Raw genomic sequence first — 22,639 nt, 5'->3', positions numbered from 1 at the left:
GTCCCATTATCGCGGCAAATGCCCGAGGGAGAGGGGGTCCTGGCGGTATGCTCGACATCCTGATGATCGAGGACGAACCCAACATCGCCGAGGCGGTGCGCTTCATCCTGACCCGCGAGGGCTGGCAGGTCGGGCTGCATCCCGACGGGTTGGGCGGGATCGAGGCGATCCGCAGCGAAAAACCCCGCCTGGTGATCCTGGACGTGATGCTGCCGCATCGGTCGGGGACGGAAATCCTGGCCGAGCTGCGCGGCGACCACGACCCGGGGCTTGCCGCGACGCCGGTGCTGATGCTGACGGCGCGGGGGCAGGCGTCCCTGTCGCTGCCGCAGGCCGATGCGGTGCTGGCCAAGCCCTTCGCCAATGACGAGTTGCGCGCGATGGTGCGCCGGATGCTGAACTGACCGCCATGCCCGACCGGCCCTTGTTCCTTGAACGCGCCTCGTTCCGCCGCCGCAGGCTGGGGGACGCCGCGCGCGTGCTGCCGGTTCTGGCGGCGGGGCTGATCCTGGTGCCGGTCTGGTGGATGCCCGCCCAGGTCAGCTTTGCCGCAGGCGCGGTCTGGCTGTTCGGCATCTGGGCCGGTCTGATCGCCGCCATCTGGGCGCTGCACCGCGCGCTGCGCCGCGCCGATGCCGCCACCCTGCGCGCAAGCCAGGCCATCACGCAGGACGACGGCCATGCCCTTTGAGGCGCTGGTCGCGGGCTGCCTTGCCTATGTTGCGCTGATGTTCGGCGTGGCCTTTGCCGCCGACCGCGCGGCATCAAGGGGCCACGTGCGCTGGCTGGATCATCCGGTCGTCTATACGCTGTCGCTGTCGGTCTATTGCTCGGCCTGGACGTTCTATGGCGCGGTGGGTTACGCCAGCCGCTCGGGGCTGGAATTCGCCACGATCTATCTGGGACCGACGGTCGTCTTCACCGGCGCCTGGTGGGGGCTGCGGCGGCTGGTGCGGGTGGCGCGGATGCACCACGTCACCTCGATCGCCGACCTCATCTCGGCCCGGTTCGGCAAGTCGAACCGGCTGGCGGCCCTGGTCACGCTGATCGCGGTGATCGCGGCCACGCCCTATGTCGCGCTGCAACTGCAATCGGTCAGCCTGTCCTTCGAGGTCTTCGCGACCGACAGCCTGACCGACATCCCCCTGGCCGGGGGCGGGGGAACGGCGCTGTGGGTGGCCGGGGGGCTGGCGCTGTTCACCATCCTGTTCGGCACCCGCAACCTTGCCGCAGACGAGCGCCACCACGGCGTCGTCACCGCCATCGCGCTGGAAGCCTTGGTCAAGCTGACGGCCTTTCTGGCGCTTGGCGTCTTCGTGGTCTGGGGGCTGGCCGACGGTCCCGCCGACATGCTGGACCGCATCGCGGCCCGCGCGGGGGATCCGGGCTGGATCCTGCGCCCCGACCGCTGGACCGCGCTGCTGATCGTGTCGGGCGCGGCGGTCATCGCGCTGCCGCGCATGTTCCAGGTGCTGGTGGTCGAGGCCGCGGACGAGGATCGCCTGTCTACCGCAGGCTGGGCCTTCCCGGCCTATCTGTTCGCCATGTCGCTGTTCGTCCTGCCCATCGCGGTGATGGGACAGCAAATGCTGCCCGCGGACGCCAACCCCGACCTGTATGTCCTGACGCTGCCCGCGCAATCGGGGCAGAACTGGCTGGCCTTCCTGGTCTTCCTGGGAGGGTTCTCGGCGGCGACCTCCATGGTCGTGGTCTGCACCATCGCGCTGGCGACGATGATTTCCAACCACTGGCTGGTGCCCTTGTGGCTGATGCTGCGCCGCAAGCCGCAGGGGGACGACCCCGAGGATCTGCGCGGCTTCGTCCTCAACGCCCGGCGGCTGGCGATCCTGGCGGTGATGGCGGTGGGGTGGGTGTATTACCAGGCGACGGGCGGCACCGCCGCGCTGGCGGCCATGGGGTTGGTGGCCTTTACCGGCATGGCGCAGGTGCTGCCCGCGATGATCGGCGGGCTGTTGTGGCGCGGCGCCAACCGGCGGGGCGCCTTTGGCGGGGTGGGCAGCGGCTTCGCGCTGTGGCTGGCGATGATCTTCCTGCCCTCGGTGGGCATCGGGGCACCCCCGCCGGTGCCGCAGGGCGTGGACCCGCTGGCCTTCGCGATCTTCCTGTCGCTGGCGGTCAACACGCTGGCCTTCATCGGGCTGTCGATCTTCGGGATGCCCGACCCGGTGGAACGCCTGCAGGGCCTGTCCTTCGTCAGCGCCGTCGATCCGATCCGTCACAGCCGCCTTGCGCGCGGGGCCGACCAGGCCGAACCGCTGCTGGTCATGGCCCGCCGTGTCTGGGGGGCCGAAGATGCGCTGCGCTTTTTCCAGGCCGAGGCCGCGTTCCAGGGCAAGTCCGGCTATCTGCCCGATCTCACGCCACGCTTCCTGACGCGCCTGGAACGGCGGCTGGCCGGATCCATCGGGGCCGCCACCGCGCACGCGATGATCGACAGCGTGGCGGGCGGGGCGGAACTGACCGTGTCCGACCTGATGCAGGTCGCGACCGAGGCGCAGCGCGCCAAGGAGGAAACGCAGCGCCTGGAAAACGCCCGCGCCGAACTGGCCCGCACCGCGCGGCAATTGCGCGAGGCGAACGACAAGCTGACCGCCCTGTCGGTGCAAAAGGACGCCTTCCTGGGCCAGATCAGTCATGAATTGCGCACGCCCATGACCTCGGTCCGGGCGTTTTCGGAAATCCTGCGCACGCCCGACCTGCCGGATGCCGACCGCGACCGCTTCGCCAAGATCATCTATGACGAATCCGGGCGCCTGACGCGGCTGCTGGACGATCTGCTGGACCTGTCGGTGCTGGAAAGCGGCCAGGCGCAGCTGTCGATCACGCCCGCGAACCTGCACGACCTGATCGAGCGCGCGCTGTCGGCCGCATCCGCCACCCGTCCCGAGCGGGTGTTCCGCGTGGACCGGGAACCGCTGGCCGAATACGTGGGCGTCATCACCGATCCGGACCGGCTGTTGCAGGTCCTGATCAACGTCATCAGCAACGCCCGCAAGTATTGCGACGCCGAACCCCCCGCCTTGGCGATTCGCGTCCGCCGGACCCTGCGCGGCGGCGCGCAGATCGACATCATCGACAACGGTTCCGGGATCGAGACCGCGCGCCAGGCCCTCATCTTCGAGAAATTCGCCCGCCTGAACGATCCCGCGCGGGCGGGTGGCGCAGGCCTGGGCCTGGCCATCTGCCGCGAGATCATGGCCAACCTGGGCGGAGAGATCACCTATCTGCCCGGCCAGGGCGGCGCGGCCTTCCGCATCCTGCTGCCGCGCCGCCCGCCGGTGCCGGTCAATGCGGGGCTGCGGCGAGCGTAAACCCTTTCTCAACCGCTTCCTGCCACGGTGCAGGACAGGAAACGGGCGATTCGGGGTTCACCATGGCGCAACAGGGACAGGCGGGACGGCTGCAGGCCTTGCTTCGGGCGCGGGCGCAGGGCGGGGCGGACAAGCCCGCGCGGTTGCCGCAGCCGCAGCCCCTGTCGCCCGCCCGCGCCGCCGCCAACGCGGTCGCCCGGGCCGCCGAACGGCTGTACCGCCTGCCGGTGCTGCCCATCGACATCAAGCCCGGTGCCGTCACGCTGGGGGAACTGCCCGAGCTGTTTCCGGAACAATCCCTGCTGGTGGTCCTGCAGGGACCGGGCGACCAGATCGGCGCCATGGCCCTCGGGTTCGAGACCGTGACCGCCCTGATCGAGGTCCAGGCCCTGGGCCGCGTCACCGCGCGCCCCGCCGAACGCCGCCGCCTGACCCGCAGCGACGCGGCGATCTGCGTCGATTTCGTCAACGCGCTGATGGCGGAACTGGGGACCGAGATGGCGGCGGTCGAAGGCTTCGGCCCGATCGGCGGCTATCGCTATGCCACCCACCTGGACGATCCCCGGCCCCTGGTCCTGATGCTCGAGGATCGGCCTTATCGCAGCCTGTCCTTCGACCTGCGCTTCGGCGGGGCCGAGACGCGCGACGGCCGCATCCTGATCGCCCTGCCGCACAAGGCCGAGGTCCGTCCCGTCGAGGCCCCGACAGCCGCAGCCCCGGTTCCGGTCCCCACGGGCGCCACCCTTGCCGCCGCCATGACCGCCGCCCCGGTCGAGGTGGTGGGCGTCCTTTGCCGCCGCACCGTGACCTTGGGCGAATTGCGCGCGCTGGTGCCCGGCAAGCTGCTGCCCCTGCCGCGCGTCATCCTGACTGATGCGCGGCTGGAAACGCGCGACGGCCAGTTGCTGGCCACCGGCAAGCTGGGCGAAGCGGAAGGCTGCCATGCGCTGCGCCTTCAGGATCCCTCCCGCTCTGCCGCCGAACAGCCCTCCGGCCCCGTTGCCCTGCCGGTCCCTGCGCAGCCTGCCGATCTGTCCGAAACGGACCCGTTCCGCACCGCGTCCCTGGTCCACGAGGACGCCGGCAAGCCTTCCGTCCGGCTGGCGTCGGGCGGGTGATTTATTCTTTACACTTGAAATCCCGGCGTTCCGGCCGCATCTAACCCCGGTCCCGAATCAGGTGGGGCGATCAGAATGGAGTGACCATGGCCAAGGAAGAAATGCTCGAATTTCCTGGCGTCGTGAAGGAACTCCTGCCGAATGCGACGTTCAGGGTCGAGCTGGAAAACGGCCATGAGATCATTGCGCATATGGCAGGAAAGATGCGGAAGAACCGCATCCGCGTCCTTGCCGGCGACAAGGTGCAGGTGGAAATGAACACCTATGACCTGTCCAAGGGACGGATCAATTACCGCTTCAAATGACGTGGGCGCCGCGATGACCGCGCCCGTGCCGCGCCGCGACGGCCCGCGCCTTGTCCTCGGCTCGGCCAGCCCCCGCCGGCTGGAGCTTCTGGCCCAGATCGGCATCGTCCCCGACGAGGTCCGCAGCGCCGATATCGACGAATCCCCGCTGAAGGCCGAGGATGCGCGCGACTATGTCCGCCGCATTGCGGGGGGCAAGGCCGCAGCCTTCGACCTTGCCCCGGATGATGTGCTGCTCTGCGCCGACACCACCGTGGCGGTCGGCCGGCGCATCCTGGGCAAGCCCGCCTCGCGGGCCGAGGCCGCCGATTTCATGCGTCTCATGTCCGGCCGCCGCCACCGCGTGCTGACCGCCATCGTCGTCCGGCAGGGCGACAGGATCCGCGACCGGCTGGTGGAAACGGCCGTGCGGATGCGGCCCATCGGCGCGGCGGAACTGGAAGCCTATCTCGACATCGGCGACTGGCAGGGCAAGGCAGGCGGCTATGCCATCCAGGGCGCCGCCGCCGCGTTCATTCCCTGGATCCAGGGGTCGTTCTCCTCCGTCGTGGGCCTGCCCCTGGCGGAAACCGCCGCGCTGCTGGCGGCCAGCGGCATCACCATGAAGGGAACCGCGCCATGAAGGGACGCCAGGTCGTTCTGGGCCAACTGTTCGGGGCCGAGGCCGCCGCGCTGATGGAGGACGGGTGCCTGACCGACCTGCTGGTCGATTCCAGCGACCTTGCCCCCCTGGTTCCCGGCGACATCTGCCGGGGCGTGGTGGAACGGTTGATGAAGGGGCAGGGCGGCGTCTTCCTGCGCCTGCCCGAGGGCCAGCGCGGCTATCTGCGCGACCGTTCGGGCCTGGGCGAGGGACAGTCCCTGCTGGTCCAGGTCACGGGCGTGGCCGAGGAGGGGAAGGCCGTGCCCCTGACCTCTCGCATCCTGTTTCGGGGCCGGCATGTGCTGGTGACGCCCGGCGCGCCGGGCATCAACGTCTCGCGCCGCATCAAGGACGAGGATCTGCGGGCCGAGCTGGAGGCCCTGGGCGCCGCCGCGGCACCGCCCGAAGGCACCGGCATCATCGTCCGCAGCCTGGCCGCACATGCCGATCCCGACGACATCGCCGAGGAACTGCGCGGCCTTCTGGACCTGTCCGCCCGGATCGGGGCCGAACAGGCCGGGCAACCCGAACTGCTGCTGGGCGCGGCCACCCCGCACGAACAGGCCTGGATGGAATGGGCCGATCCTGCCCCCGACGCGGTCGAGGAGGGCGATGACAGCTTCGCCCGCTGCGGCGTCCTCGAGGCCGTCGATGCGCTGCTGTCACCCGCCATCGCCCTTCCCGGCGGCGCCCATGCCGTCATCGAGCCGACCCGCGCCCTGGTCGCCATCGACGTGAACACCGGCAACGACACCAGCCCCGCCGCCGCGCTCAAGGCCAACATCGCCCTGGCCCGCGACCTGCCGCGCCAGTTGCGCCTGCGCGGTCTTGGCGGGCAGGTGGTCGTGGATTTCGCGCCGATCCCCAAGCGCGACCGCGCCACGCTGGACCAGGTCCTGCGCGCCGCCTTCAAGGGCGAGGCGGCGGAAACCTCGCTGATCGGCTGGACCACGATGGGCCTTTACGAGATCAACCGCAAACGCGACCGCATCCCGCTGCGGCGGCTGGCGCAGGGGGACCGCTGATGGCCTGCCCCATCTGCAACAAGGCCGGCGTGCCGCAATACCGCCCCTTCTGTTCCAAGCGGTGCGCCGACATCGACCTGGGACGCTGGCTGCGCGGTGCCTATGTGATCCCCGGCCAGCCGCTGGACGACCTTGCCTCGGATGGGGTCCCGGATGGCGAGGGGCATGAAAAAAACCGCGACGGGGGTCTGGACAGTCGCGGCAAGCGCCCGTAAACACCGCGTCACGCCACGCGCCGAACGGTGCGCAAGGATGCCCGGATAGCTCAGTTGGTAGAGCAGCGGATTGAAAATCCGCGTGTCGGCGGTTCAAATCCGTCTCCGGGCACCATAAATCAACGGTTTGACAGGCGCGTTTCCAGCAAGGTCGGAAGTTTTACAATCGGTTTTACACTATCCTGTTTCGGTTACGGCGTGTTCCGTTTGGTTGCAGGGGACTAACTTCCGGACAAAAAGGAACGTCGCCCCGTACCGCTGCTCTGTGGATCGTCAAGCATTCCCGCTGCAAGACGCTGGACCCCAAGGTCCGGGACCCGAAACCATCGCACCGGTGGAAGACAGGACCAGAGGGTTTCGCTGATGGAATCAGGATCCTCGTGTCCGCCAGCAGTTGTAAACGGTTCAAGCCGCTTCGGCTTGCCCATGGCAGGTGTCCAGGTTCAGGATTCCGGCCGGAACCAGCCCTTTGCCCGCCGCGATATTCTGCTTCGCGAAAAACGCGATCGACTCACGAGGCAGCAGGAAAGGAATGGAGCGGGTGAAGGGAATCGAACCCTCGTATTCAGCTTGGGAAGCTGCTGCTCTACCATTGAGCTACACCCGCGTGGCGTTTTCGCTACCCCATGAAAAGGGCGGCGTCAAGCGTCAGACAAGGCCCATTTCTGCCAGGGCCGCCGCCATCTGCGGGGGCAGGGCGGTGTCGCCCGCGCGGCCGCGTGCCATGTCGGCGGGGGCGTCCTGGGCCGACAGATAGCGCCAGCCCTGGAAGGGGCGGCGGGGCACGGCGGTCACGGGGATCAGGTCGCGGTCCAGGATCAGGGCGCAGCGGCGGATGCCGTCGTCGTGACGGTGTTCGTCCAGCCGCAGAATCCGCTGGCGCGCCAGCATCACCCCCTTGAACACCCAGAAGATCGACCCGCCCGCCAGCAGTTCCTCTTCCCGCTTGGGCCACATGCGGGTGACGTGGACGGCAGGACCGTCGCCGAAGCGGCGCTGCCAATGGGCCAGATCCTCGGGGCCTTCGGCGCCCACGCAAAGCTTCATGAGGTGGAGATGTGACATGGCCGCAAGATAAGAGGCAGGGGGACGCGCCACAAGGTTAACCAAATGAAAAGGCCGCGCGGAATGGCGCGGCCTTTGGTGTCGGCAAAGCGGGACGATCAGAGTTCGTCCAGCGCCTCGACGGCCTTTTCCAGTTCTTCCTTGGTCACGGTCTTTTCGCTGACCTGCGCCTGTTCGGCGATGTGATCGACGACCTTGTCCTCGAAGATCGGGGCGCGCAGTTGCTGCTGGACGGCCTGGTTCTGCTGCACGAACTCGAAGAAGGCGCGTTCCTGGCCCGGATACTGGCGGGCGGCGCGCAGAACGGCCTGGGTCATCTCCTGGTCGGTGACGGTGACTTCGGCCTTCTGGCCGATCTCGGCCAGCAGCAGGCCCAGGCGGACGCGGCGTTCGGCCAGGGTCTTGTGCTCGGCGGTGGGTTCGACGTGGCCGTGGTTGTGGTCGTGAACCTCGGGGTTTTCCTCGTGCCACAGCTGGTGGGCGATCTGCTGCGCCTCGGCCTCGACCAGCGATTCGGGCAGGTCGAACTTCACCTTCTCGTCCAACTGGTCCAGCAGCGACCGCTTGAGGATCGCGCGGGCGGCGCCGGCATATTCCTGTTCCAGCCGGCCGGCGATCTGCTTCTTCAGGGCCTCCAGATCCTCGGCGCCGAACTTCTTGGCCAGTTCGTCGTCGATTTCGGATGCCTTGGGGGCCTTCACGGCCTTCACGGTGCATTCGAAGGTGGCTTCCTTGCCCGCCAGATGGGGGGCGCCGTATTCGGCGGGGAAGGTCACGGTGACGGTCACGGCGTCACCCGCCTTGGCGCCGACCAGCTGGTCCTCGAAGCCGGGGATGAAGCTGTTCGATCCCAGGACCAGCGGGTAATCCTCGCCCGCGCCGCCCTCGAAAGCCTCGCCATCCACGAAGCCCTTGAAGTCGATCATGACCTGGTCGCCGTTCTCGGCCGCGCTGCCGGTCTCGCGATCCTCGAAGGACTGCGCCGATTTCGCCAGGTTCTCCAGCGCCTCGGCGATGGCGGCGTCTTCGGCCGGAACGGTCAGCTTTTCCAGGGTCAGGCTGGACAGATCCACCTCGGGGATCGGGGGCAGCGCCTCGTAGGAAACGTTGACGACCACGTCGTCGCCTTCCTTCCAGGTCTCGCCGTTCTGCATCTCGACCTTGGGCTGCGTGGCCGGGCGGTCGCCGGACGTGTCCAGGTGCTGCTTCAGCGCGCCGTCGATGGCTTCCTGCATCGCGTCGCCCAGGATGCGCGGGCCGAACTGCTTCTTCAGCATGGCCATCGGCACCTTGCCCTTGCGAAAGCCCTTCATCTCGACTTCGGGCTGCGCTTCCTTCAGCTTCGCATCGACCGTTGCGGCCAGATCGGCTGCCGGCAGGGTGAACTGGTAGCCCCGCTTGAGACCTTCGTTCCGGGTTTCCGTGACCTGCATCATCGTCCTCATGCCATAAGGGCCGCCAAAGCCGGGGCGGCCTGAAAAATTCCCGCCCTTCTAGTCGCGGGCGCGCGCCGCTGCAAGCGGAACTGCGGAATGGGGGCGGGCGTTTGTGTCCGACCTTACCCCGTTTCCCTACAGGCCCCGCCATGACCCGCATCAGCGTCCTTCTTGCCGCCAGCCTTCTTGCCCTGGGCACCGGCTGGGCACAAACCGCCCCGGTCGCTGACCTGCCCCGCGCCCCGGACAGGGCTTCCGCCGACCAGACCGAAGTGCAGGGACAGTCCGGCGAAGGCGCCTGTCCCGCGACGGACAGCCTGGCCGAGAACGCGACGCCGCCTCAGCCCGGAGCCGACAGCACCGATGCCAACAACGCGGGCAGCAGCGGGTGGAGCGGGGGCCTGGGCGGGTCGCATCTGGGCACCAACGCGCAGGGCGCGCTCACGACCTCGCCCACCTGGCAGCCGCCGACGGCGCGCGGGCTGGATCTCAAGGGCCGGGCCGAACCGGTGGCCCTGCAGACGGGTCCGAACTGCTGATCAGTTGAGAACCGGGGGCTGCGGTTCGGCATCGTCCAGCCGGAGCCGCAAGCCGTCGCGGTTGAAGAACGCGGCCTCGCGGATCAGCGTCCGATCGCCGTTCAGCGCGCGCACCAGCTGGTCCAGCCGGTCGCGCGCGACATCGTCGGCCACCAGCCCCTCGCGCCCCGCCCGGAACAGCGCCACCGCATCCCAGGCCATGCCCGATCCGTCCAGATAGCCCGCCATGTCGGGCCAGTGGATCTCGTCGCCGATCACGTGCAGATGCGCCGATTTCAGCAGATCGACGCGGCCTCCGCCGAGGCCCAGCAGCACGATCAGGACGGTGAAGCCTTGCGTTTCGGCGTATTCCGCCTGCAACCAGTCGTCGAAATCGGTCTCGCTCATGCATGGCCTTCGGAGGATGGCGGAAGGGAATGGGAGTCGAACCCACCCGGGACAGTCTCGCTGCCCCAACCGGAGTTGAAGTCCGGCCGCCCCACCGGGGACGATTCCCTTCCAGGCTCGCCGAACAGGTCGGCGCGATGGGGGTTGATGCGACGTTTGTCGCCGCGGCGCAAGGTCAGGCCGTGGCGGTCGAAGAAGTCCAAGATCTCGATGGCGACCTTGCGGCCGTTCTGGACCCGGTCGCGAAAGGCGGGGGCGGTGAACCAGCCGTCCGGGGATTGCGCCGCGACATCGCGGATGATCGCCACCATTTCCGCCGTGACGGGGCGGGCAAAGAAATGATCGTGCGCGATCTGGTCGGTCCGGCCCAGCCTTTGCGTCAGGCGCAACACGCGGCGGACCTCGCGTTCGTCGATGCCGAAGTCGGTCGCGAAATCGCGCACGCGCGGCGGGCGGAAGCGGGCGTCGCCTGACAGCGCGGGGGCGATGCGGTGCCAGAGGGCCTCGTCCTCGGGCGTCAGGCGGACCTCGTGGCCGGGCAGGCGGACGAAGGCGCCGTCCAGGGTGGCGCGGGCCTGGTCGGATTCCGCCCGCAGGAAGATCAGGAAGGCGTCCTTGGGCAGGCGCGGGGTCAGCGTCAGGCGCAGGCGTTCGCGGCCCAAGCCGGGCAGGTCTGGGTTGTCCTCGTGGAACTGCGCCAGGGTGGCAGTCAGCTGCGCTTGCAGGCCGTCCAGAACGGCGGGGCTGATCGCCAGATCGCCGATGGTCGCGGCCTGGGCGTCGCGGATGGCCCCGGCCAGCGCGACGGGCGACAGGCTGCGGTCGCGGGCGAAGGCGGGCAGATCGACGGGGGCCACGGTCAGCATGGCCTTCAGCGCGGCGCCGGGGTCTTCGGCGCGGGCGGCCCCGATCAGCGCCAGCCGTTCGGGCGTGCGGCGCTTGCGGGCAGGCGGGCGCAGGTCCAGGAAGCGCCCGCCGCCGATGGTCCGGCTGGCCGAGACATCGCGCAGGATGAAGCGGTCGTGGATGGCGGCGGCGATGGGACGGTCCAGCACGATCTGCACCGGGCCGCTGCCGCCCGGCTGGATGGGGTCCGACAAGGGGACGATGCGGGCGCCCGCCTCGACCGCGTGGCTGTGCAGGCGGGCGGGGAACCAGGTGCCGATGGGCTTGGGTTCGCCGGGCAGCACGGTCAGCCAGGCGTCGATGCGCTCGGTGGGCGCGTGCAGGGTAGGCGACAGCACCACGTCGCCGCGGTGGATGGCATCCTTGCTGATTGCCTCGCCCGCCAGGTTCAGCGCGCAACGCTGGCCTGCGAGGCCCTCGGTGGCGGGGCGGTTCTGGGCGTGGATGGCGCGGACGCGGGCGGGCAACCCGCGCGGGCTGACGATCACGGGATCCCCCACGGCCACGCGCCCGGTCAGCACCGTCCCGGTGACGACGGTGCCCGCGCCGGACAGGGTGAAGCTGCGGTCCACGGCCAGCCGCATCGAACCGTCGGCATGGCGGGCGGTGGTTTCCGCCTCGGCGGCGATCAGGGCCGCGCGCAGGGCGTCGATGCCTTCGCCGGTCAGGGATGAGACCGGCAGGATCGGCGCGTCGGCCAGGGCGGTGCCCTCCAGCGCCGCGCGGATTTCCGCAGTCACCGCCGCGCGCCGCGCCGTGTCGGCCAGATCCGCCTTGGTCAGCGCAATGAGGCCCCGTCCGATGCCCAGCAGGTCCAGGATCGCCACATGCTCGCGGGTCTGCGGCATCACGCCGTCGTCGGTGGCCACCACCAGCAGCGCCAGGTCGATGCCGCCCGCGCCCGCCAGCATGGTGTGGATCAGCCTCTCGTGCCCCGGCACGTCGACGAAGCCCGTCACCGTCCCGCCGCCCAGGTCGGCATAGGCAAAGCCCAGGTCGATGGTGATGCCGCGGGCCTTTTCCTCGGCCAGGCGGTCGGCATCGGTGCCGGTCAGCGCCTTGACCAGGGCGGTCTTGCCATGGTCGATATGCCCCGCCGTGCCGACGATCATGCCGACAACGCGTCCAGCAGGTCGCCGTCGCGGTCCAGGGTGCGCAGATCCAGGATCAGCGCGCCGCCCGTGATGTGGCCCACGATGGGCCGGGGCAGGGCGCGCAGCGATGCGGCCAGCCGGTCGGGCGCGTCGCCGCCCGCGCCCGTGATCCGCAGGCCCGCCGAAGGGATGGTGTCGGTCGGCAGCGAACCGGACCCGATCTGGCTGGCGCAATCGGTCGCGGTCACGGTGTAATCCGGCAGCAGGGCCGCCACCTGCGGGGCCAAGCGCGCGGCCTGCGCGGCGATGTCCGCCTGCGGGCGCGACAGGTGGCGCAGCGTGGGCAGGCGTTCGGCCAGCCGGTCGGGGTCGCGGTAGAGGCGCAGGGTCGCCTCCAGCGCGGCGATGCGGATCTTGTCCAGGCGCAGGGCGCGCTTCAGCGGGTTCCTGTTGATCCGCGCGATCAGGTCGCGGCGGCCGACGACGAAGCCCGCCTGCGGCCCGCCCAGCAGCTTGTCGCCGGAAAAGGTGATGAGGTCCGCGCCCTCGGCCACCGCCTCGGCCACGGTGGGTTCGCTTCGCAACCCGTAAGCCGAAAGATTGACCAGCGAGCCGGACCCGAGGTCATTGAGCAGCACCACCCCCGCCTTTTTCGCGATCTGCGCCAAGGCGGGCGCGGGGACTTCGGCGGTGAAGCCCTCGATCCGGTAGTTCGAGGTATGGACCTTGAGGATCAGCCCCGTGTCCGGCGTGATCGCGTCCTGATAATCGCGCGGGTGGGTGCGGTTGGTCGTGCCCACCTCGACCAGTTGCGCGCCGGCGCGGGCCATGATGTCGGGCATCCGAAAGGCGCCGCCGATCTCGATCAGTTCCCCGCGCGAGACGATGGCCTGCCGCCCCTGGCCGAAGGTGTTCAGCGCGATCAGCACGGCGGCGGCGTTGTTGTTGACGATCGTCGCGTCCTCGGCCCCCGTCAGCTCGCACAGCAATCCGCGCAGGTGGTCGTCGCGCTGCCCGCGCCCGCCGGTGTCGAGGTCGAATTCCAGCGCCAAGGGCGCGGCCATGGCGGCGGATGCGGCGGCGATAGCCTCGTCCGCCAGGATCGCGCGGCCCAGGTTGGTGTGCAGGACCGTGCCGGTCAGGTTCAGCATGGGCCGCAGCCGGGATTGCGCCGCGGTTGCCAGATCGGCGGCCAGCAGATGGGGCAGGCGCGCGGCCTCGGTTTCGCCATCCTCGCCGCCCTTGATCGCAGCGCGGGCCGCGTCCAGCCGGGCGCGCAGGGCACCCGTGACCGCCGTTCGGCCATGGGCGTCGATCAGCGCGCGGCCCATGGGGGACAGCAGAACCTGATCGACCGAGGGCAGGGCGCGGAACCCCGCCATCAATACCCCGCGATGAAGGGGTTGAAGCCGCCGCGGCGGAAGGGCGTGTCCTTCATCAGCATGTCCAGGCCCAGGCTGGACACGTCGTCGGCGATAGGGTCCAGGCTGGGGTTCTTGACCTGATACAGGATCTTGACCCAGGACTTGCAGTCGCCGCAAACCTCGGCCTTGACCGTCGCCTCTCCGGTCTCGGCGCTGCGATAGCTGATGGCGGCGTTCGATCCGCAGCAGAGGCAGACGACCCGGACCTCGTTCCATTGCGTCGCGCAGCAGCCGCAGGTGGCGTATCGGGTGCTTTCGATGCCCGCCGCGCCCATCACGGATGAGGTCGCCGGGCGTCCGCCGCAGGTGGGGCAGGTGCCGGTGCGGATCTTGACCAGTTGCCTGGCGTCCAGGGTGGCGGCCAGCCGCGCCAGGTGCAACTGCACGGCGGCGCCCACGAACAGATGGGGCGCGGCGCTGTCTTCGGGGATGCGGTCGGACAGGATGTTGTCCAGAAGCCAGTGCCGGTCGGCCAGGCCCGCCGCCGTGACCGCCGACAAGGCCAGCCGCGCGGGTTCGGGCATGTCCAGCGCCGCCGCCTCGGCCAGGAAGCGGTCGAGCGTGGCGTGCATCCCCTCGTCCACGGCCAAGGCGGTGCGGTCGATGGGGGGCATCCGGCTTTCGCGGGCGATGCGGATGCGCTCGGCGGACAGGGGGGCCACGGCAGGCAGGTCGCGCGCCAGCCGGGCTTGCAGGGCGCTGATGTCGCCCAGGAACCGCAGATAGGGCGCCAGATTGCCGCCGTGATCGGCCAGGAAGGCGAACCGCCCGGCACGTTTTTCAAAGACGGCCGCCGGGTCGGGCAAAAAGGCCAGCGGCGCCACGGGGACGCCGCCGATGACCGATGGATCGGGTTGGATGGTGGTGTTCATCACGTCTCCGGGCCGGACCGGCCACTGTTGTTGGGGGCTATTCTGCCGGGCCGCGTGTGCGCCGTCCAGCCAGTTCGCGCAGCCATTTGCGGTGGTGGCGATAGGCCCACCCGCCGGTGACGGTGCCCCGCGTCATCGCCCGCAGCGTGCCGCGCGTCCAGAAGGCCGCATAGACGTGCAGGATGAAGACCAGGATGATCGCCACCGCCGCGAGCGAATGGCTCAGCACCGCCCAGCGGCGCGTGGGGATGCTGACAAGCTCGCCGAAGAACTGTTCCCAGATCATCACGCCCGTGACGATCAGCACCACGATCAGGATCGTCATGCCCCAGAAGATGAACTTCTGGCCCGCGTTGTACTTGCCAAGCTCGGGCAGGTTTTCCTCGTTGCCCTTGACCACGTCGCCGATCTGGGACAGCCATTTCCGGTCGTCGCCCGTGGGCAGGTTCAGCCGCCACAGCTGGATGAACATGACCATGAAGCTGACGAACAGCACCACGCCGATGATCGGATGCAGCCAGCGGGCGTTCTGCCCGCCGCCGAACAGCCCGGTCAGGAAATACAGCGACGGGTGAAAGAACGCGAGGCCCGAGACCAGCAGCAGGATCAGCGACAGCGCCGTGATCCAGTGGTTCGCCCGGATGAAGCCCCGGTAACGGCTGACCGTCACCGGCTTGACGGATTCGATCCGGTCGCCCGGTTCGGCATAAAGGGGACGCGGCATCAGACGGTCCCCCCGTTGCCGTCGCCGGACTGGACCAGCTTCTCGGCCTCATGCTCCTCATGCTCGGCGACCTTGTTGGCGCGGGCAAAGATGCCGTGGATCGCGGCGCCCACGGCGGCCACGCCCATGACGGCCAGACCGGCGGTCTTGGTGACGCCCTTCCAGCCCTCCACCACCGGAGAGATGCGCGGCTCGTCCGGCAGCCCGTCATAGATCGAGGGCTTGTCGGCATGGTGCAGCACATAGATCACATGCGTGCCGCCCACGCCCGCCGGGTCATAGATCCCGGCATTGGCATAGCCGCGCGATTTCAGATCCTCGATCCGCTCCTCGGCGTGCGCGATCATGTCCTCCTTGGTGCCGAAGACGATGGCCTGCGTGGGGCAGGCCTTGGCGCAGGCCGGACCCTGGCCCACGGCGACCCGGTCGGAACACAGGGTGCACTTGTAGCTCTTGTGATCGACCTTGCTGATGCGCGGGATGTCGAAGGGGCAGCCGGTCACGCAATAGCCGCAGCCGATGCAGTTCTCGTGGATGAAATCGACGATGCCGTTGGAATACTGCACGATGGCGCCGGGCGCCGGGCAGGCCTTGAGGCAGCCCGGATCCTCGCAATGCATGCAGCCGTCCTTGCGGATCAGCCATTCCAGGTTGTCGGTTTCCGGGTTCACCCATTCGGTGAAGCGCATCAGGGTGAACATGTTGGGCGTCAGGTCGTGGGGGTTTTCATAGACCCCCACGTTTTCCTCGACCTCGGGCCTGGTGTCGTTCCACTCGATGCAGGCGGACTGGCAGGCCTTGCAGCCGATGCACTTGGACACGTCGATCAGCTTGGCGACCTTGGTCAGCTGCCGGTCCGGCTGCGGCACGTCCTTGGTGGCCGAGATGCGGACCACGTCGGACGGCAGCAGGTTGGACCCGATCGGCTGCACCGGCGGGTTGGCCGCCGCCGTCTTGGGTTGGGGCGCGGTTTCGCTCATGCCACCGGCTCCTCGGCTGAGGGTTCAATATTGACCATGAAGGCCTTGAATTCAGGCGTTTCCACGTTCGCGTCGCCGACCTGCGAGGACAGGCTGTTCGGGCCGAAGCCCTTTTTCGCCGCGCCCATGAAGCCCCAGTGCAGCGGGATGCCGATCACATGGACGGTCTTGCCGTCGATCTGCATCGGCCGGATCCGCTTGGTCACCAGGGCCTTGGCCCAGACCTCGCCGCGCTTGGACCAGACGCGGACCCGTCCGCCCCGCTCGATTCCGCGCTCGGCCGCCAGTTCCTCGCTGATCTCCACGAAGAACTCGGGCTGCAACACGGCGTTCACCGGGTTGTGCTTGGTCCAATAGTGGAAATGCTCGGTCAGGCGATAGCTGGTCGCGACGCAGGGGAATTCGGGATCCCCGATGGCGGCGAACTGGTTCGCGTCGGATTCGAAGACCCGCGCCACGGGGTTGCCCCGCATCCGCGCATTGAAGGGGTTGGCGATGGGGGCCTCGAACGGCTCCATGTGGGTGGGGAAGGGACCGTCCCGCATCATGCCCCGGCTGAACAGGCGCGACACGCCTTCGGGGTTCATGATGAAGGGATGGACCTCGCCCGGCTTGGCCGTGACCGGGATGTCGGGCACGTCATAGCCTTCCCATTTCTCGCCCGTCCATTCGATGATCTTGCGCGACGGATCCCAGGGCTTGCCCTGAGGGTCGCAGGACGCGCGGTTGTACAGGATCCGCCGGTTCGCGGGCCAAGCGAAGGACCAGTTGAGGAACGCGCCGGTGTCGCCCGGGTCGGTATTGTCCCGCCGCGCCATCATGTTTCCGTCCTCGGTCCAGCTGCCGGCATAGATCCAGCAGCCGCCCATGGTCGAGCCGTCGTCGCGATACTGGCCGAAGTTCGACAGTTGCTGCCCGGCCTCGGCCACGACCTTGGTGGTGTCCTTGAGGTCATAGACCGTGGACAGCGCGCGCCCGTTCATTTCCCGCGCCAACTCGTCCGGCATGGGTTCCAGCGGATCCGCATAATCCCAGGTCAGGTTCAGGATCGGGTCGGGGAACACCCCGCCTTCGTCCTGGTACAGCTTCTTCACCCGCTGGAAGATCTGCGCCATGATCCAGGTGTCGTGCTTGGCCTCGCCCGGAGGGGTGGCCCCCGCCCAGTGCCACTGGATCCAGCGGCCCGAGTTCACCAGCGCGCCTTCATCTTCGGCAAAGCAGGTGGTGGGCAGTTCCAGGACCTCGGTCTGGATCGCCGCCGTGTCCACGTCGTTGTGGATGCCGTGGTTCTGCCAGAAGTGCGAGGTTTCCGTGGCCAGCGGATCCATGATGACCAGCATCTTCAGCTTGGAAAACGCTTGCGTCATCTTGCCCCGGTTGGGGAAGGACAACAGCGGGTTGAAGCCCTGGCAGAAATACAGGTTCACCTTGCCGTGGTTCATCAGCTCGAACATGCGCATCCCGTCATAGGCGGGCACGTCGAGTTTCGGCAGATAGTGATAGGCCCAGTCGTTTTCCGGCTGCGCGGCATCGCCCCACATGGCCTTCATGAAGCTGACCATGAACTTGAGGTAGTTCTGCCAGTAGCTGGTCTGGTTCGGCACGATCGGCTTGAAGGCGCGGGTGGACATGTAGGTCGTCCAGTCCGCTTCCTTTTCCGTCGGGATGTTGAGGTATCCCGGGATCAGGTTCGACATCAGCCCGATGTCGGTTAGGCCCTGGATGTTGGAATGGCCGCGCAACGCGTTCATCCCGCCGCCCCGGACGCCGATGTTGCCCAGGATCAGTTGCAGCATCGCCATGCCGCGGATGTTCTGCGCGCCCTTGGAATGCTGGGTCCAGCCAAGCGCATACATCGAGGTCATGGTCTTGGTCGGCGTCGAACATTCGCCGATCATGCCGCAGATCGTCAGGAACTTGTCCTTGGGCGTGCCGCAGATCCGCTCCACGAATTCGGGCGTATAGGCATCGACATGCGCCCGCAGCAGGTTCCACACGCAACGCGGATCCTGCAACGTGGGGTCGGTCTGGACGAACCCGTCCTCGCCCATCTTGTAGTCCCAGGACGACTTGTCGTAGTCGCGCTTTTCCTCGTCATAGCCGGTGAAAAGCCCGTCCGCCCAGCCGAACTCGTCCTTCACCAGGAAGGAAGCGTTGGTATAGTTGCGGACGTAATCCCACTGCACCTTGTCGTTCTCGATGCACCAGCGGATCACGCCCATCAGGAACACGATGTCGCTGCCCGGACGGATCGGGGCATAGAAATCCGACACCGATGCGGTGCGGGTATAGCGCGGATCGACCACGATCAGCTTGGCGCCGCGATGCGCCTTGGCCTCGGTCACCCACTTGAAGCCGCAGGGATGCGCTTCGGCGGCGTTGCCGCCCATGACGACCACGAGGTCGGTGTTCTTGATGTCGGTCCAGGAGTTGGTCATCGCTCCACGGCCAAATGTCGGGCCCAAACTGGACACCGTGGGGCCGTGTCAGACGCGCGCCTGGTTGTCGAATCCGACGATCCCCATGGAGCGGACGGTCTTGTACGTCAGCCATGCGGTCTCGTTCGTCGTTGCCGATGCCGCCAGGAAGCCGGTCGTCGTCCAGCGGTTGACGGGCACGCCCGCCTCGTTCGTCTGGATGAAGTTGGCGTCGCGGTCGTCCTTCATCGCGCGGGCGATCTTGTCCAGCGCCTCGTCCCAGGTGATGTCCTGGAATTCGCTGGCGCCTGCGGCGCGATGGCGCGGCTTGGTCAGGCGCGTGGGCGCGTGGACGAAATCCTTGAGCGCGGCGCCCTTGGGGCACAGCGTGCCGCGGTTCGTCGGATGGTCGGCGTCGCCCTCGATATGGATCAGTTCGGCGGTCTCGCCGGCCTTCACGTCGCCCTTGGAATACATGATGATCCCGCAGGCCACCGAGCAATAGGGACAGGTGTTGCGCGTTTCCGTGGTCGTGGCCAGCTTGAAGGCGCGCACATGCGCCCGTTCCGCCGCCTCGGCCTCGCCGAAGCCCATGGCCCCCAGCGACGTTGCCGCAACCCCCGCGCCCGCCAGCTTGAAAAAGCCGCGCCGCGAAAGGTCGATGTTCATAAGACCCTCCTGCTGCCTGTCTATAGATAGGTACAGGTCAAGTTTGCTGACCGGACGGTCAAAAGTCAAGGCGGGGCGGGGAGAGAAGCGCCGCACGTTCCCGCGACCTCCAGTGCCGGGCGGGCAAAGGAAAACAGTCGGAAACACGCGGGCCAAACAGACGGATATGCACCAAAATGTTCGGTAAAATCATCCGGATATAGGGATTGTGTTTCCGGTCCGGCTGCGTCATCAGGCCCTCGCTTCATATACGAGGAATCTCATGTTCAAACCCATTATTCTGGCTTGCGCCGTTCTGTCGATGGCCGGTTGTGCAACCATCACGCGCGGGAAGACCGACACGCTTGTCGTCAATTCGACCCCTGGCGGGGCGCAGGTCAAGATGAGTGACGGGCAGGTGTGCAACAACACCCCCTGCACCTTCAAGGCGCCTCGAAAATCGGAACTCAATGTCCTGATCACCAAGGAAAATTGCGCGCCCCAGCAGGTCCGTGTCACCAACAAGGTGGCAGGCGGCGGCAGTGCGGCCATGGCAGGGAACGTGCTGGTGGGCGGCATCATCGGCGCCGGCGTGGATGCCAGCACCGGGGCGATGCTTGATCTGGTGCCGAACCCGGTCGAGGTCACGCTGAACTGCAAGTAAGCGGCAACCCTGGGTCAGGGTTCGGCTGGATTGGTGGTGCGCGGCGAGGGACTCGAACCCCCACGCCGAAGCGGTTGGACCTAAACCAACTGCGTCTACCAATTCCGCCAGCCGCGCACGCGCCCAGCCTTACGGCAGGACGGGCGGGGCGGTCAACGGGTCATCGCGATGGCGATCCGCGAGGCAAGCCGGGCGTTGTTCAGGACCAGGGCGATATTCGAGTCGAGCGAGCGGCCCTCGGTCAGCTCGAAGATGCGTTGCAGCAGGAAGGGCGTGACCTGCTTGGCGGCGATCCCCTGGGCCTGGGCTTCGGACAGGGCCTGTTCGATCACCGGGCCGATCACGTCGGCGGTGATCTCGGCGTCATGCGGGATGGGGTTGGCAACCAATTGCCCGCCCTTCAGGCCAAGACGCGCGCGCATGGCAGCGGCGGCGGCGATCTGGTCCGGGCTGTCCATCCGCAGCGGGGCCTTGATGCCGCTGACGCGCGACCAGAAGGCGGGCAGCTCGTCCTGGCCATAGGCGATGACGGGGACGCCCAGGGTTTCCAGCACCTCCCATGTCTTGGGCAGGTCCAGGATCGCCTTGGCGCCTGCCGCCACGACCGTCACGGGGGTCTGCGCGAGTTCCTGAAGGTCGGCCGAAATGTCGAAGCTGGTTTCCGCGCCGCGATGCACGCCGCCGATGCCGCCGGTGGCAAAGACGCGGATGCCCGCCAGATGCGCGCAGATCATGGTGGCGGCGACCGTGGTCGCGCCGGTGCGGCCATTCGCCAGGCACACGGCCAGGTCGGCGCGGCTCAGCTTCATCGCCTGATCCGAGGGCGTCTGCGCCAGAGCCTGCAACGTCTCATCCGTCAGCCCCACATGGATCTGCCCGCCCATCACGGCGATGGTGGCAGGCACCGCGCCGTTGTCGCGGATCGCCTGTTCCACCTGGCGCGCCATCTCCAGGTTCTGCGGATAGGGCATCCCGTGGGTGATGATCGTCGATTCCAGCGCCACGAGGGGGCGGCCCTTTGACAGGGCGGCGGAAACCTCGGGCGAGAAGGTGAGGGGGGCGGTCATGGGACATCCTTTCCGGAAACATGGGCGGCGGCGGCTTCCACCGCTTGGCGCAGAGCCGCCTCGCGGGATTGCCCCGCCAGTTCGGCTGCCAGATGCGCCGCCAGGAAACAGTCGCCCGCGCCGGTCACGCGGGCCACGGTGACGACGGGCGGGGCAAAGGTCAGCGTGGTCGCGCCCGCCATCGCACAGGCCACGGGATGGGGACCGTCGGTCACGAGGACGCGGGCCGCGCCGCGCGCCACCACGGCCTGCGCGGCGGTGGCGGCATCGGGGCAGGCGCGGCCCGCGAGGATCTCGGCCTCGAGCCGGTTGAGATAGAAGCAGCCGCGGCGGGCGGCGATCAGGGGTTCCAGACGCTCGGCCTTGCCGGGGCTGGCGGGGACCACGCGCAGATCGGCACGGGCCAGGCGCGGGTCGCGGGAAATGGCGTCCAGCAGATCGGCAGTCAGGTTGCCGTCCAGCACCACCGGGGCGGTCCAGTCGGCAAGCGCGCCGTCCAGGGCCGCAAGGATCGCGGTGCCCGCGTCCTCCAGGCTGTGGACATCGGCGATGGCGGCGATCAGGCCCTCGCTGTCCTCGATCCCCATGTAGGTGTCGGTGGGCAGGCCGGTGTCGCGCGCCAGATGCGCGGTGACGACGCCCAGCCGTTCGGCCTCGGCCACCAGGGCGCAGCCTTCGGGGTCGCGGCCCACGGCGGACAGGACGGCGGGGCGCAACCCCCGGCGGGCCAGCGCGACCGCGACGTTCAGCGCCACGCCGCCGGGGATGTGGCGGATGCGCCCCGGCACGTCGGCACCCGGCGCCATGCGGCGCGGTGCGCGGCCGATCACGTCCCACAGCATCGCGCCGATGCACAGGATGTCGGGTTGGGTGGTCATTCGCGGGTCCAGCTTTGCATCTCGGCTTCCAGGAAACGTTCGAAATCGTCGAGGTCCACCGGGTCGAACTGCCCGAAGCCCTCCATCCAGACCGAGGCCGCGCGCATCCCGTCGGGGTCCAGCTTGCACCAGGTGATCCGGCCCCGGCGTTCCTGCCGGATCAGCCCCGCCGCCGCAAGGACCGCGAGGTGCTTGGAGATCGCGGCAAGGCTCATGGCGAAGGGCGCGGCCACGTCGCTGACGGCCATGTCGTCCTCGAGCAGCATGGACAGGACGCGCCGCCGCGTGGGGTCGGCCAGGGCCGCGAAGATCAGGTCCAGCCGGTCGGGCGAGGGGGTGTTCATCGGCACTTCATGGCGCGGAATGGCGGGAATGGTCAACTGCGCGGTTGAATGATGTCCGGGCGCAAGGGGGATTGCAAGCGGAAGGGCCAAAGGGGGCGGTCAGGAAGAACGATCATTATCAATGGCTTGCGATGTGGTTCCACTTGCTTGACTTGGGCCGCGTTCCACCCTAGACACCCGGCAACCGATACACGGGGGCGTGACAGATGGCCGAAGGGCCTCGGAACGACGCGGACAAGGAGGCTGATGCCGCCCGCCTGCGCGAACTGGAGCAACGGCTGTCCAGGTTGACCTCCAAGCCAGAGGCGAACATGCCGATGGCGGGCTATGACAAGGCGCATGTCGCCTGGCGCATGGTCACCGAGATCGTCGCCGGCATCATGCTGGGCGCCGCGGTCGGATACGGGTTGGATTGGCTGTTCGGCACCCTGCCGGTCATGCTGATCCTGTTCATACTTCTCGGCTTCGTGGCCGGCATCAAGGCGATGATGCGCACGGCAGCCGAACTTGGCAGCACGTCCGGCGAGACGCCGGGCACCGACGAGAGGGACTGATC

Annotated in this window: 22 protein-coding genes, 4 tRNA genes and 1 pseudogene; 12 read left to right on the top strand and 15 right to left on the bottom strand. The window is 68.2% G+C overall.

Features of this window, described 5'->3' with window-relative positions; genetic code table 11:
• Window positions 1-47 precede the first annotated feature (47 nt).
• The 9 genes from GIY56_RS05430 (at window position 48) to GIY56_RS05390 (ending at window position 6,753) form a co-directional block, all read left to right on the top strand.
• A complete protein-coding gene (locus tag GIY56_RS05430) occupies window positions 48-404 on the top strand; it encodes a response regulator transcription factor (protein ID WP_154763771.1) in 357 nt (118 codons plus the stop codon).
• A gap of 5 nt (window positions 405-409) precedes the next feature.
• Entirely contained in the window at window positions 410-691 is a 282-nt protein-coding gene (locus GIY56_RS05425; RefSeq protein ID WP_154763770.1) for a hypothetical protein, read from the top strand.
• Window positions 681-3,332 (top strand): ATP-binding protein, encoded by a 2,652-nt coding sequence (locus tag GIY56_RS05420; RefSeq protein WP_154763769.1) that lies wholly within the window; start codon window positions 681-683, stop codon window positions 3,330-3,332. The genes GIY56_RS05425 and GIY56_RS05420 overlap by 11 nt, the downstream gene beginning before the upstream one ends.
• Window positions 3,333-3,394: 62 nt before the next feature.
• A complete protein-coding gene (locus GIY56_RS05415; RefSeq protein WP_154763768.1) occupies window positions 3,395-4,450 on the top strand; it encodes a FliM/FliN family flagellar motor switch protein in 1,056 nt (351 codons plus the stop codon).
• Window positions 4,451-4,536: 86 nt separating this feature from the next.
• Window positions 4,537-4,755: a translation initiation factor IF-1 gene (gene infA, locus GIY56_RS05410; protein ID WP_036636451.1), complete on the top strand. Its 219-nt coding sequence runs from the start codon at window positions 4,537-4,539 to the stop codon at window positions 4,753-4,755.
• Window positions 4,756-4,768: 13 nt separating this feature from the next.
• Window positions 4,769-5,377, top strand: a complete 609-nt coding sequence (locus GIY56_RS05405; RefSeq protein ID WP_154763767.1) for a Maf family protein — start codon at window positions 4,769-4,771, stop codon at window positions 5,375-5,377.
• Complete coding sequence (locus tag GIY56_RS05400; protein ID WP_154763766.1) at window positions 5,374-6,423, top strand: ribonuclease E/G; 1,050 nt, start codon at window positions 5,374-5,376, stop codon at window positions 6,421-6,423. The genes GIY56_RS05405 and GIY56_RS05400 overlap by 4 nt, the downstream gene beginning before the upstream one ends.
• Window positions 6,423-6,638 carry a DNA gyrase inhibitor YacG gene (locus tag GIY56_RS05395; protein WP_154763765.1) on the top strand — a complete coding sequence of 72 codons (216 nt, stop codon included), beginning with the start codon at window positions 6,423-6,425 and terminating at the stop codon, window positions 6,636-6,638. Before GIY56_RS05400 ends, GIY56_RS05395 begins: the two co-directional genes overlap by 1 nt.
• Window positions 6,639-6,677: 39 nt before the next feature.
• Window positions 6,678-6,753: transfer RNA gene (locus GIY56_RS05390), tRNA-Phe, on the top strand.
• Between the two features lie 418 nt (window positions 6,754-7,171).
• Here the strand turns inward: GIY56_RS05390 and GIY56_RS05385 are convergent.
• From GIY56_RS05385 to tig, 3 genes are all read right to left on the bottom strand, one after another.
• A tRNA-Gly gene (locus GIY56_RS05385) sits at window positions 7,172-7,245 on the bottom strand.
• Window positions 7,246-7,286: 41 nt separating this feature from the next.
• Window positions 7,287-7,703, bottom strand: a complete 417-nt coding sequence (locus GIY56_RS05380) for a DUF1489 family protein (protein ID WP_154763764.1) — start codon at window positions 7,701-7,703, stop codon at window positions 7,287-7,289.
• A 98-nt stretch (window positions 7,704-7,801) separates the two neighbouring features.
• Complete coding sequence (gene tig, locus GIY56_RS05375) at window positions 7,802-9,136, bottom strand: trigger factor (protein ID WP_154763919.1); 1,335 nt, start codon at window positions 9,134-9,136, stop codon at window positions 7,802-7,804.
• A 152-nt stretch (window positions 9,137-9,288) separates the two neighbouring features.
• On the opposite strand from tig, the gene GIY56_RS05370 reads away from it, so the two are divergent.
• Window positions 9,289-9,678, top strand: coding sequence for a hypothetical protein (locus GIY56_RS05370; RefSeq protein ID WP_154763763.1), 390 nt, complete (start codon window positions 9,289-9,291; stop codon window positions 9,676-9,678).
• Here the strand turns inward: GIY56_RS05370 and GIY56_RS05365 are convergent, their stop codons facing one another.
• The 8 genes and pseudogenes from GIY56_RS05365 to fdnG form a co-directional block, all read right to left on the bottom strand.
• The gene (locus GIY56_RS05365) at window positions 9,679-10,065 is read right to left on the bottom strand and encodes a hypothetical protein (protein ID WP_154763762.1); all 387 of its coding nucleotides are present in this window, start codon (window positions 10,063-10,065) and stop codon (window positions 9,679-9,681) included.
• Window positions 10,066-10,082: 17 nt separating this feature from the next.
• Window positions 10,083-10,178: transfer RNA gene (locus GIY56_RS05360), tRNA-Sec, on the bottom strand.
• Window positions 10,179-10,271: 93 nt separating this feature from the next.
• A pseudogene (gene selB / locus GIY56_RS05355) lies at window positions 10,272-12,083 on the bottom strand (selenocysteine-specific translation elongation factor); the annotation flags it as partial.
• Window positions 12,080-13,447 (bottom strand): L-seryl-tRNA(Sec) selenium transferase, encoded by a 1,368-nt coding sequence (gene selA, locus GIY56_RS05350; protein WP_154763761.1) that lies wholly within the window; start codon window positions 13,445-13,447, stop codon window positions 12,080-12,082. The gene selA and the pseudogene selB, both read right to left, overlap by 4 nt.
• The gene (gene fdhE, locus GIY56_RS05345; RefSeq protein ID WP_154763760.1) at window positions 13,447-14,361 is read right to left on the bottom strand and encodes a formate dehydrogenase accessory protein FdhE; all 915 of its coding nucleotides are present in this window, start codon (window positions 14,359-14,361) and stop codon (window positions 13,447-13,449) included. The genes selA and fdhE overlap by 1 nt, the downstream gene beginning before the upstream one ends.
• 37 nt (window positions 14,362-14,398) lie before the next feature.
• Window positions 14,399-15,085 (bottom strand): formate dehydrogenase subunit gamma, encoded by a 687-nt coding sequence (locus tag GIY56_RS05340; RefSeq protein WP_154763759.1) that lies wholly within the window; start codon window positions 15,083-15,085, stop codon window positions 14,399-14,401.
• A complete protein-coding gene (fdxH, locus tag GIY56_RS05335; RefSeq protein WP_154763758.1) occupies window positions 15,085-16,065 on the bottom strand; it encodes a formate dehydrogenase subunit beta in 981 nt (326 codons plus the stop codon). The genes GIY56_RS05340 and fdxH overlap by 1 nt, the downstream gene beginning before the upstream one ends.
• A complete protein-coding gene (fdnG, locus tag GIY56_RS05330; RefSeq protein WP_154763757.1) occupies window positions 16,062-19,151 on the bottom strand; it encodes a formate dehydrogenase-N subunit alpha in 3,090 nt (1,029 codons plus the stop codon). Before fdnG ends, fdxH begins: the two co-directional genes overlap by 4 nt.
• A 262-nt stretch (window positions 19,152-19,413) precedes the next feature.
• Between fdnG and GIY56_RS05325 the strand changes: the two genes are divergently transcribed.
• Window positions 19,414-19,794 (top strand): translation initiation factor 2, encoded by a 381-nt coding sequence (locus GIY56_RS05325; RefSeq protein WP_154763756.1) that lies wholly within the window; start codon window positions 19,414-19,416, stop codon window positions 19,792-19,794.
• A 34-nt stretch (window positions 19,795-19,828) separates the two neighbouring features.
• On the opposite strand, the gene GIY56_RS05320 is transcribed toward GIY56_RS05325, so the two are convergent.
• From GIY56_RS05320 to GIY56_RS05305, 4 genes are all read right to left on the bottom strand, one after another.
• A tRNA-Leu gene (locus GIY56_RS05320) sits at window positions 19,829-19,911 on the bottom strand.
• Window positions 19,912-19,946: 35 nt separating this feature from the next.
• Entirely contained in the window at window positions 19,947-20,861 is a 915-nt protein-coding gene (locus GIY56_RS05315; RefSeq protein WP_154763755.1) for a pseudouridine-5'-phosphate glycosidase, read from the bottom strand.
• Window positions 20,858-21,739: a PfkB family carbohydrate kinase gene (locus GIY56_RS05310; RefSeq protein ID WP_154763754.1), complete on the bottom strand. Its 882-nt coding sequence runs from the start codon at window positions 21,737-21,739 to the stop codon at window positions 20,858-20,860. Before GIY56_RS05310 ends, GIY56_RS05315 begins: the two co-directional genes overlap by 4 nt.
• Window positions 21,736-22,083, bottom strand: a complete 348-nt coding sequence (locus GIY56_RS05305; RefSeq protein ID WP_154763918.1) for an ArsR/SmtB family transcription factor — start codon at window positions 22,081-22,083, stop codon at window positions 21,736-21,738. The genes GIY56_RS05310 and GIY56_RS05305 overlap by 4 nt, the downstream gene beginning before the upstream one ends.
• A gap of 206 nt (window positions 22,084-22,289) precedes the next feature.
• Between GIY56_RS05305 and GIY56_RS05300 the strand changes: the two genes are divergently transcribed.
• Window positions 22,290-22,637 carry an AtpZ/AtpI family protein gene (locus GIY56_RS05300; protein WP_154763753.1) on the top strand — a complete coding sequence of 116 codons (348 nt, stop codon included), beginning with the start codon at window positions 22,290-22,292 and terminating at the stop codon, window positions 22,635-22,637.
• Window positions 22,638-22,639: the final 2 nt, after the last annotated feature.

It is taken from the genome of Paracoccus lichenicola (assembly GCF_009708075.1).
GTDB lineage: Bacteria > Pseudomonadota > Alphaproteobacteria > Rhodobacterales > Rhodobacteraceae > Paracoccus > Paracoccus lichenicola.
This window is presented reverse-complemented; position numbering and strand designations above follow the sequence as displayed.

What these genes read in the sequence shown, in the direction of transcription:
- GIY56_RS05430 (WP_154763771.1), top strand. Translation starts at nt 48, where the DNA reads ATGCTCGACATCCTGATGATCGAGGACGAACCCAACATCGCCGAGGCG.
- GIY56_RS05425 (WP_154763770.1), top strand. Translation starts at nt 410, where the DNA reads ATGCCCGACCGGCCCTTGTTCCTTGAACGCGCCTCGTTCCGCCGCCGC.
- GIY56_RS05420 (WP_154763769.1), top strand. Translation starts at nt 681, where the DNA reads ATGCCCTTTGAGGCGCTGGTCGCGGGCTGCCTTGCCTATGTTGCGCTG.
- GIY56_RS05415 (WP_154763768.1), top strand. Translation starts at nt 3,395, where the DNA reads ATGGCGCAACAGGGACAGGCGGGACGGCTGCAGGCCTTGCTTCGGGCG.
- infA (WP_036636451.1), top strand. Translation starts at nt 4,537, where the DNA reads ATGGCCAAGGAAGAAATGCTCGAATTTCCTGGCGTCGTGAAGGAACTC.
- GIY56_RS05405 (WP_154763767.1), top strand. Translation starts at nt 4,769, where the DNA reads ATGACCGCGCCCGTGCCGCGCCGCGACGGCCCGCGCCTTGTCCTCGGC.
- GIY56_RS05400 (WP_154763766.1), top strand. Translation starts at nt 5,374, where the DNA reads ATGAAGGGACGCCAGGTCGTTCTGGGCCAACTGTTCGGGGCCGAGGCC.
- GIY56_RS05395 (WP_154763765.1), top strand. Translation starts at nt 6,423, where the DNA reads ATGGCCTGCCCCATCTGCAACAAGGCCGGCGTGCCGCAATACCGCCCC.
- GIY56_RS05380 (WP_154763764.1), bottom strand. Translation starts at nt 7,703, where the DNA reads ATGTCACATCTCCACCTCATGAAGCTTTGCGTGGGCGCCGAAGGCCCC.
- tig (WP_154763919.1), bottom strand. Translation starts at nt 9,136, where the DNA reads ATGCAGGTCACGGAAACCCGGAACGAAGGTCTCAAGCGGGGCTACCAG.
- GIY56_RS05370 (WP_154763763.1), top strand. Translation starts at nt 9,289, where the DNA reads ATGACCCGCATCAGCGTCCTTCTTGCCGCCAGCCTTCTTGCCCTGGGC.
- GIY56_RS05365 (WP_154763762.1), bottom strand. Translation starts at nt 10,065, where the DNA reads ATGAGCGAGACCGATTTCGACGACTGGTTGCAGGCGGAATACGCCGAA.
- selA (WP_154763761.1), bottom strand. Translation starts at nt 13,447, where the DNA reads ATGGCGGGGTTCCGCGCCCTGCCCTCGGTCGATCAGGTTCTGCTGTCC.
- fdhE (WP_154763760.1), bottom strand. Translation starts at nt 14,361, where the DNA reads ATGAACACCACCATCCAACCCGATCCATCGGTCATCGGCGGCGTCCCC.
- GIY56_RS05340 (WP_154763759.1), bottom strand. Translation starts at nt 15,085, where the DNA reads ATGCCGCGTCCCCTTTATGCCGAACCGGGCGACCGGATCGAATCCGTC.
- fdxH (WP_154763758.1), bottom strand. Translation starts at nt 16,065, where the DNA reads ATGAGCGAAACCGCGCCCCAACCCAAGACGGCGGCGGCCAACCCGCCG.
- GIY56_RS05325 (WP_154763756.1), top strand. Translation starts at nt 19,414, where the DNA reads ATGTTCAAACCCATTATTCTGGCTTGCGCCGTTCTGTCGATGGCCGGT.
- GIY56_RS05315 (WP_154763755.1), bottom strand. Translation starts at nt 20,861, where the DNA reads ATGACCGCCCCCCTCACCTTCTCGCCCGAGGTTTCCGCCGCCCTGTCA.
- GIY56_RS05310 (WP_154763754.1), bottom strand. Translation starts at nt 21,739, where the DNA reads ATGACCACCCAACCCGACATCCTGTGCATCGGCGCGATGCTGTGGGAC.
- GIY56_RS05305 (WP_154763918.1), bottom strand. Translation starts at nt 22,083, where the DNA reads ATGAACACCCCCTCGCCCGACCGGCTGGACCTGATCTTCGCGGCCCTG.
- GIY56_RS05300 (WP_154763753.1), top strand. Translation starts at nt 22,290, where the DNA reads ATGGCCGAAGGGCCTCGGAACGACGCGGACAAGGAGGCTGATGCCGCC.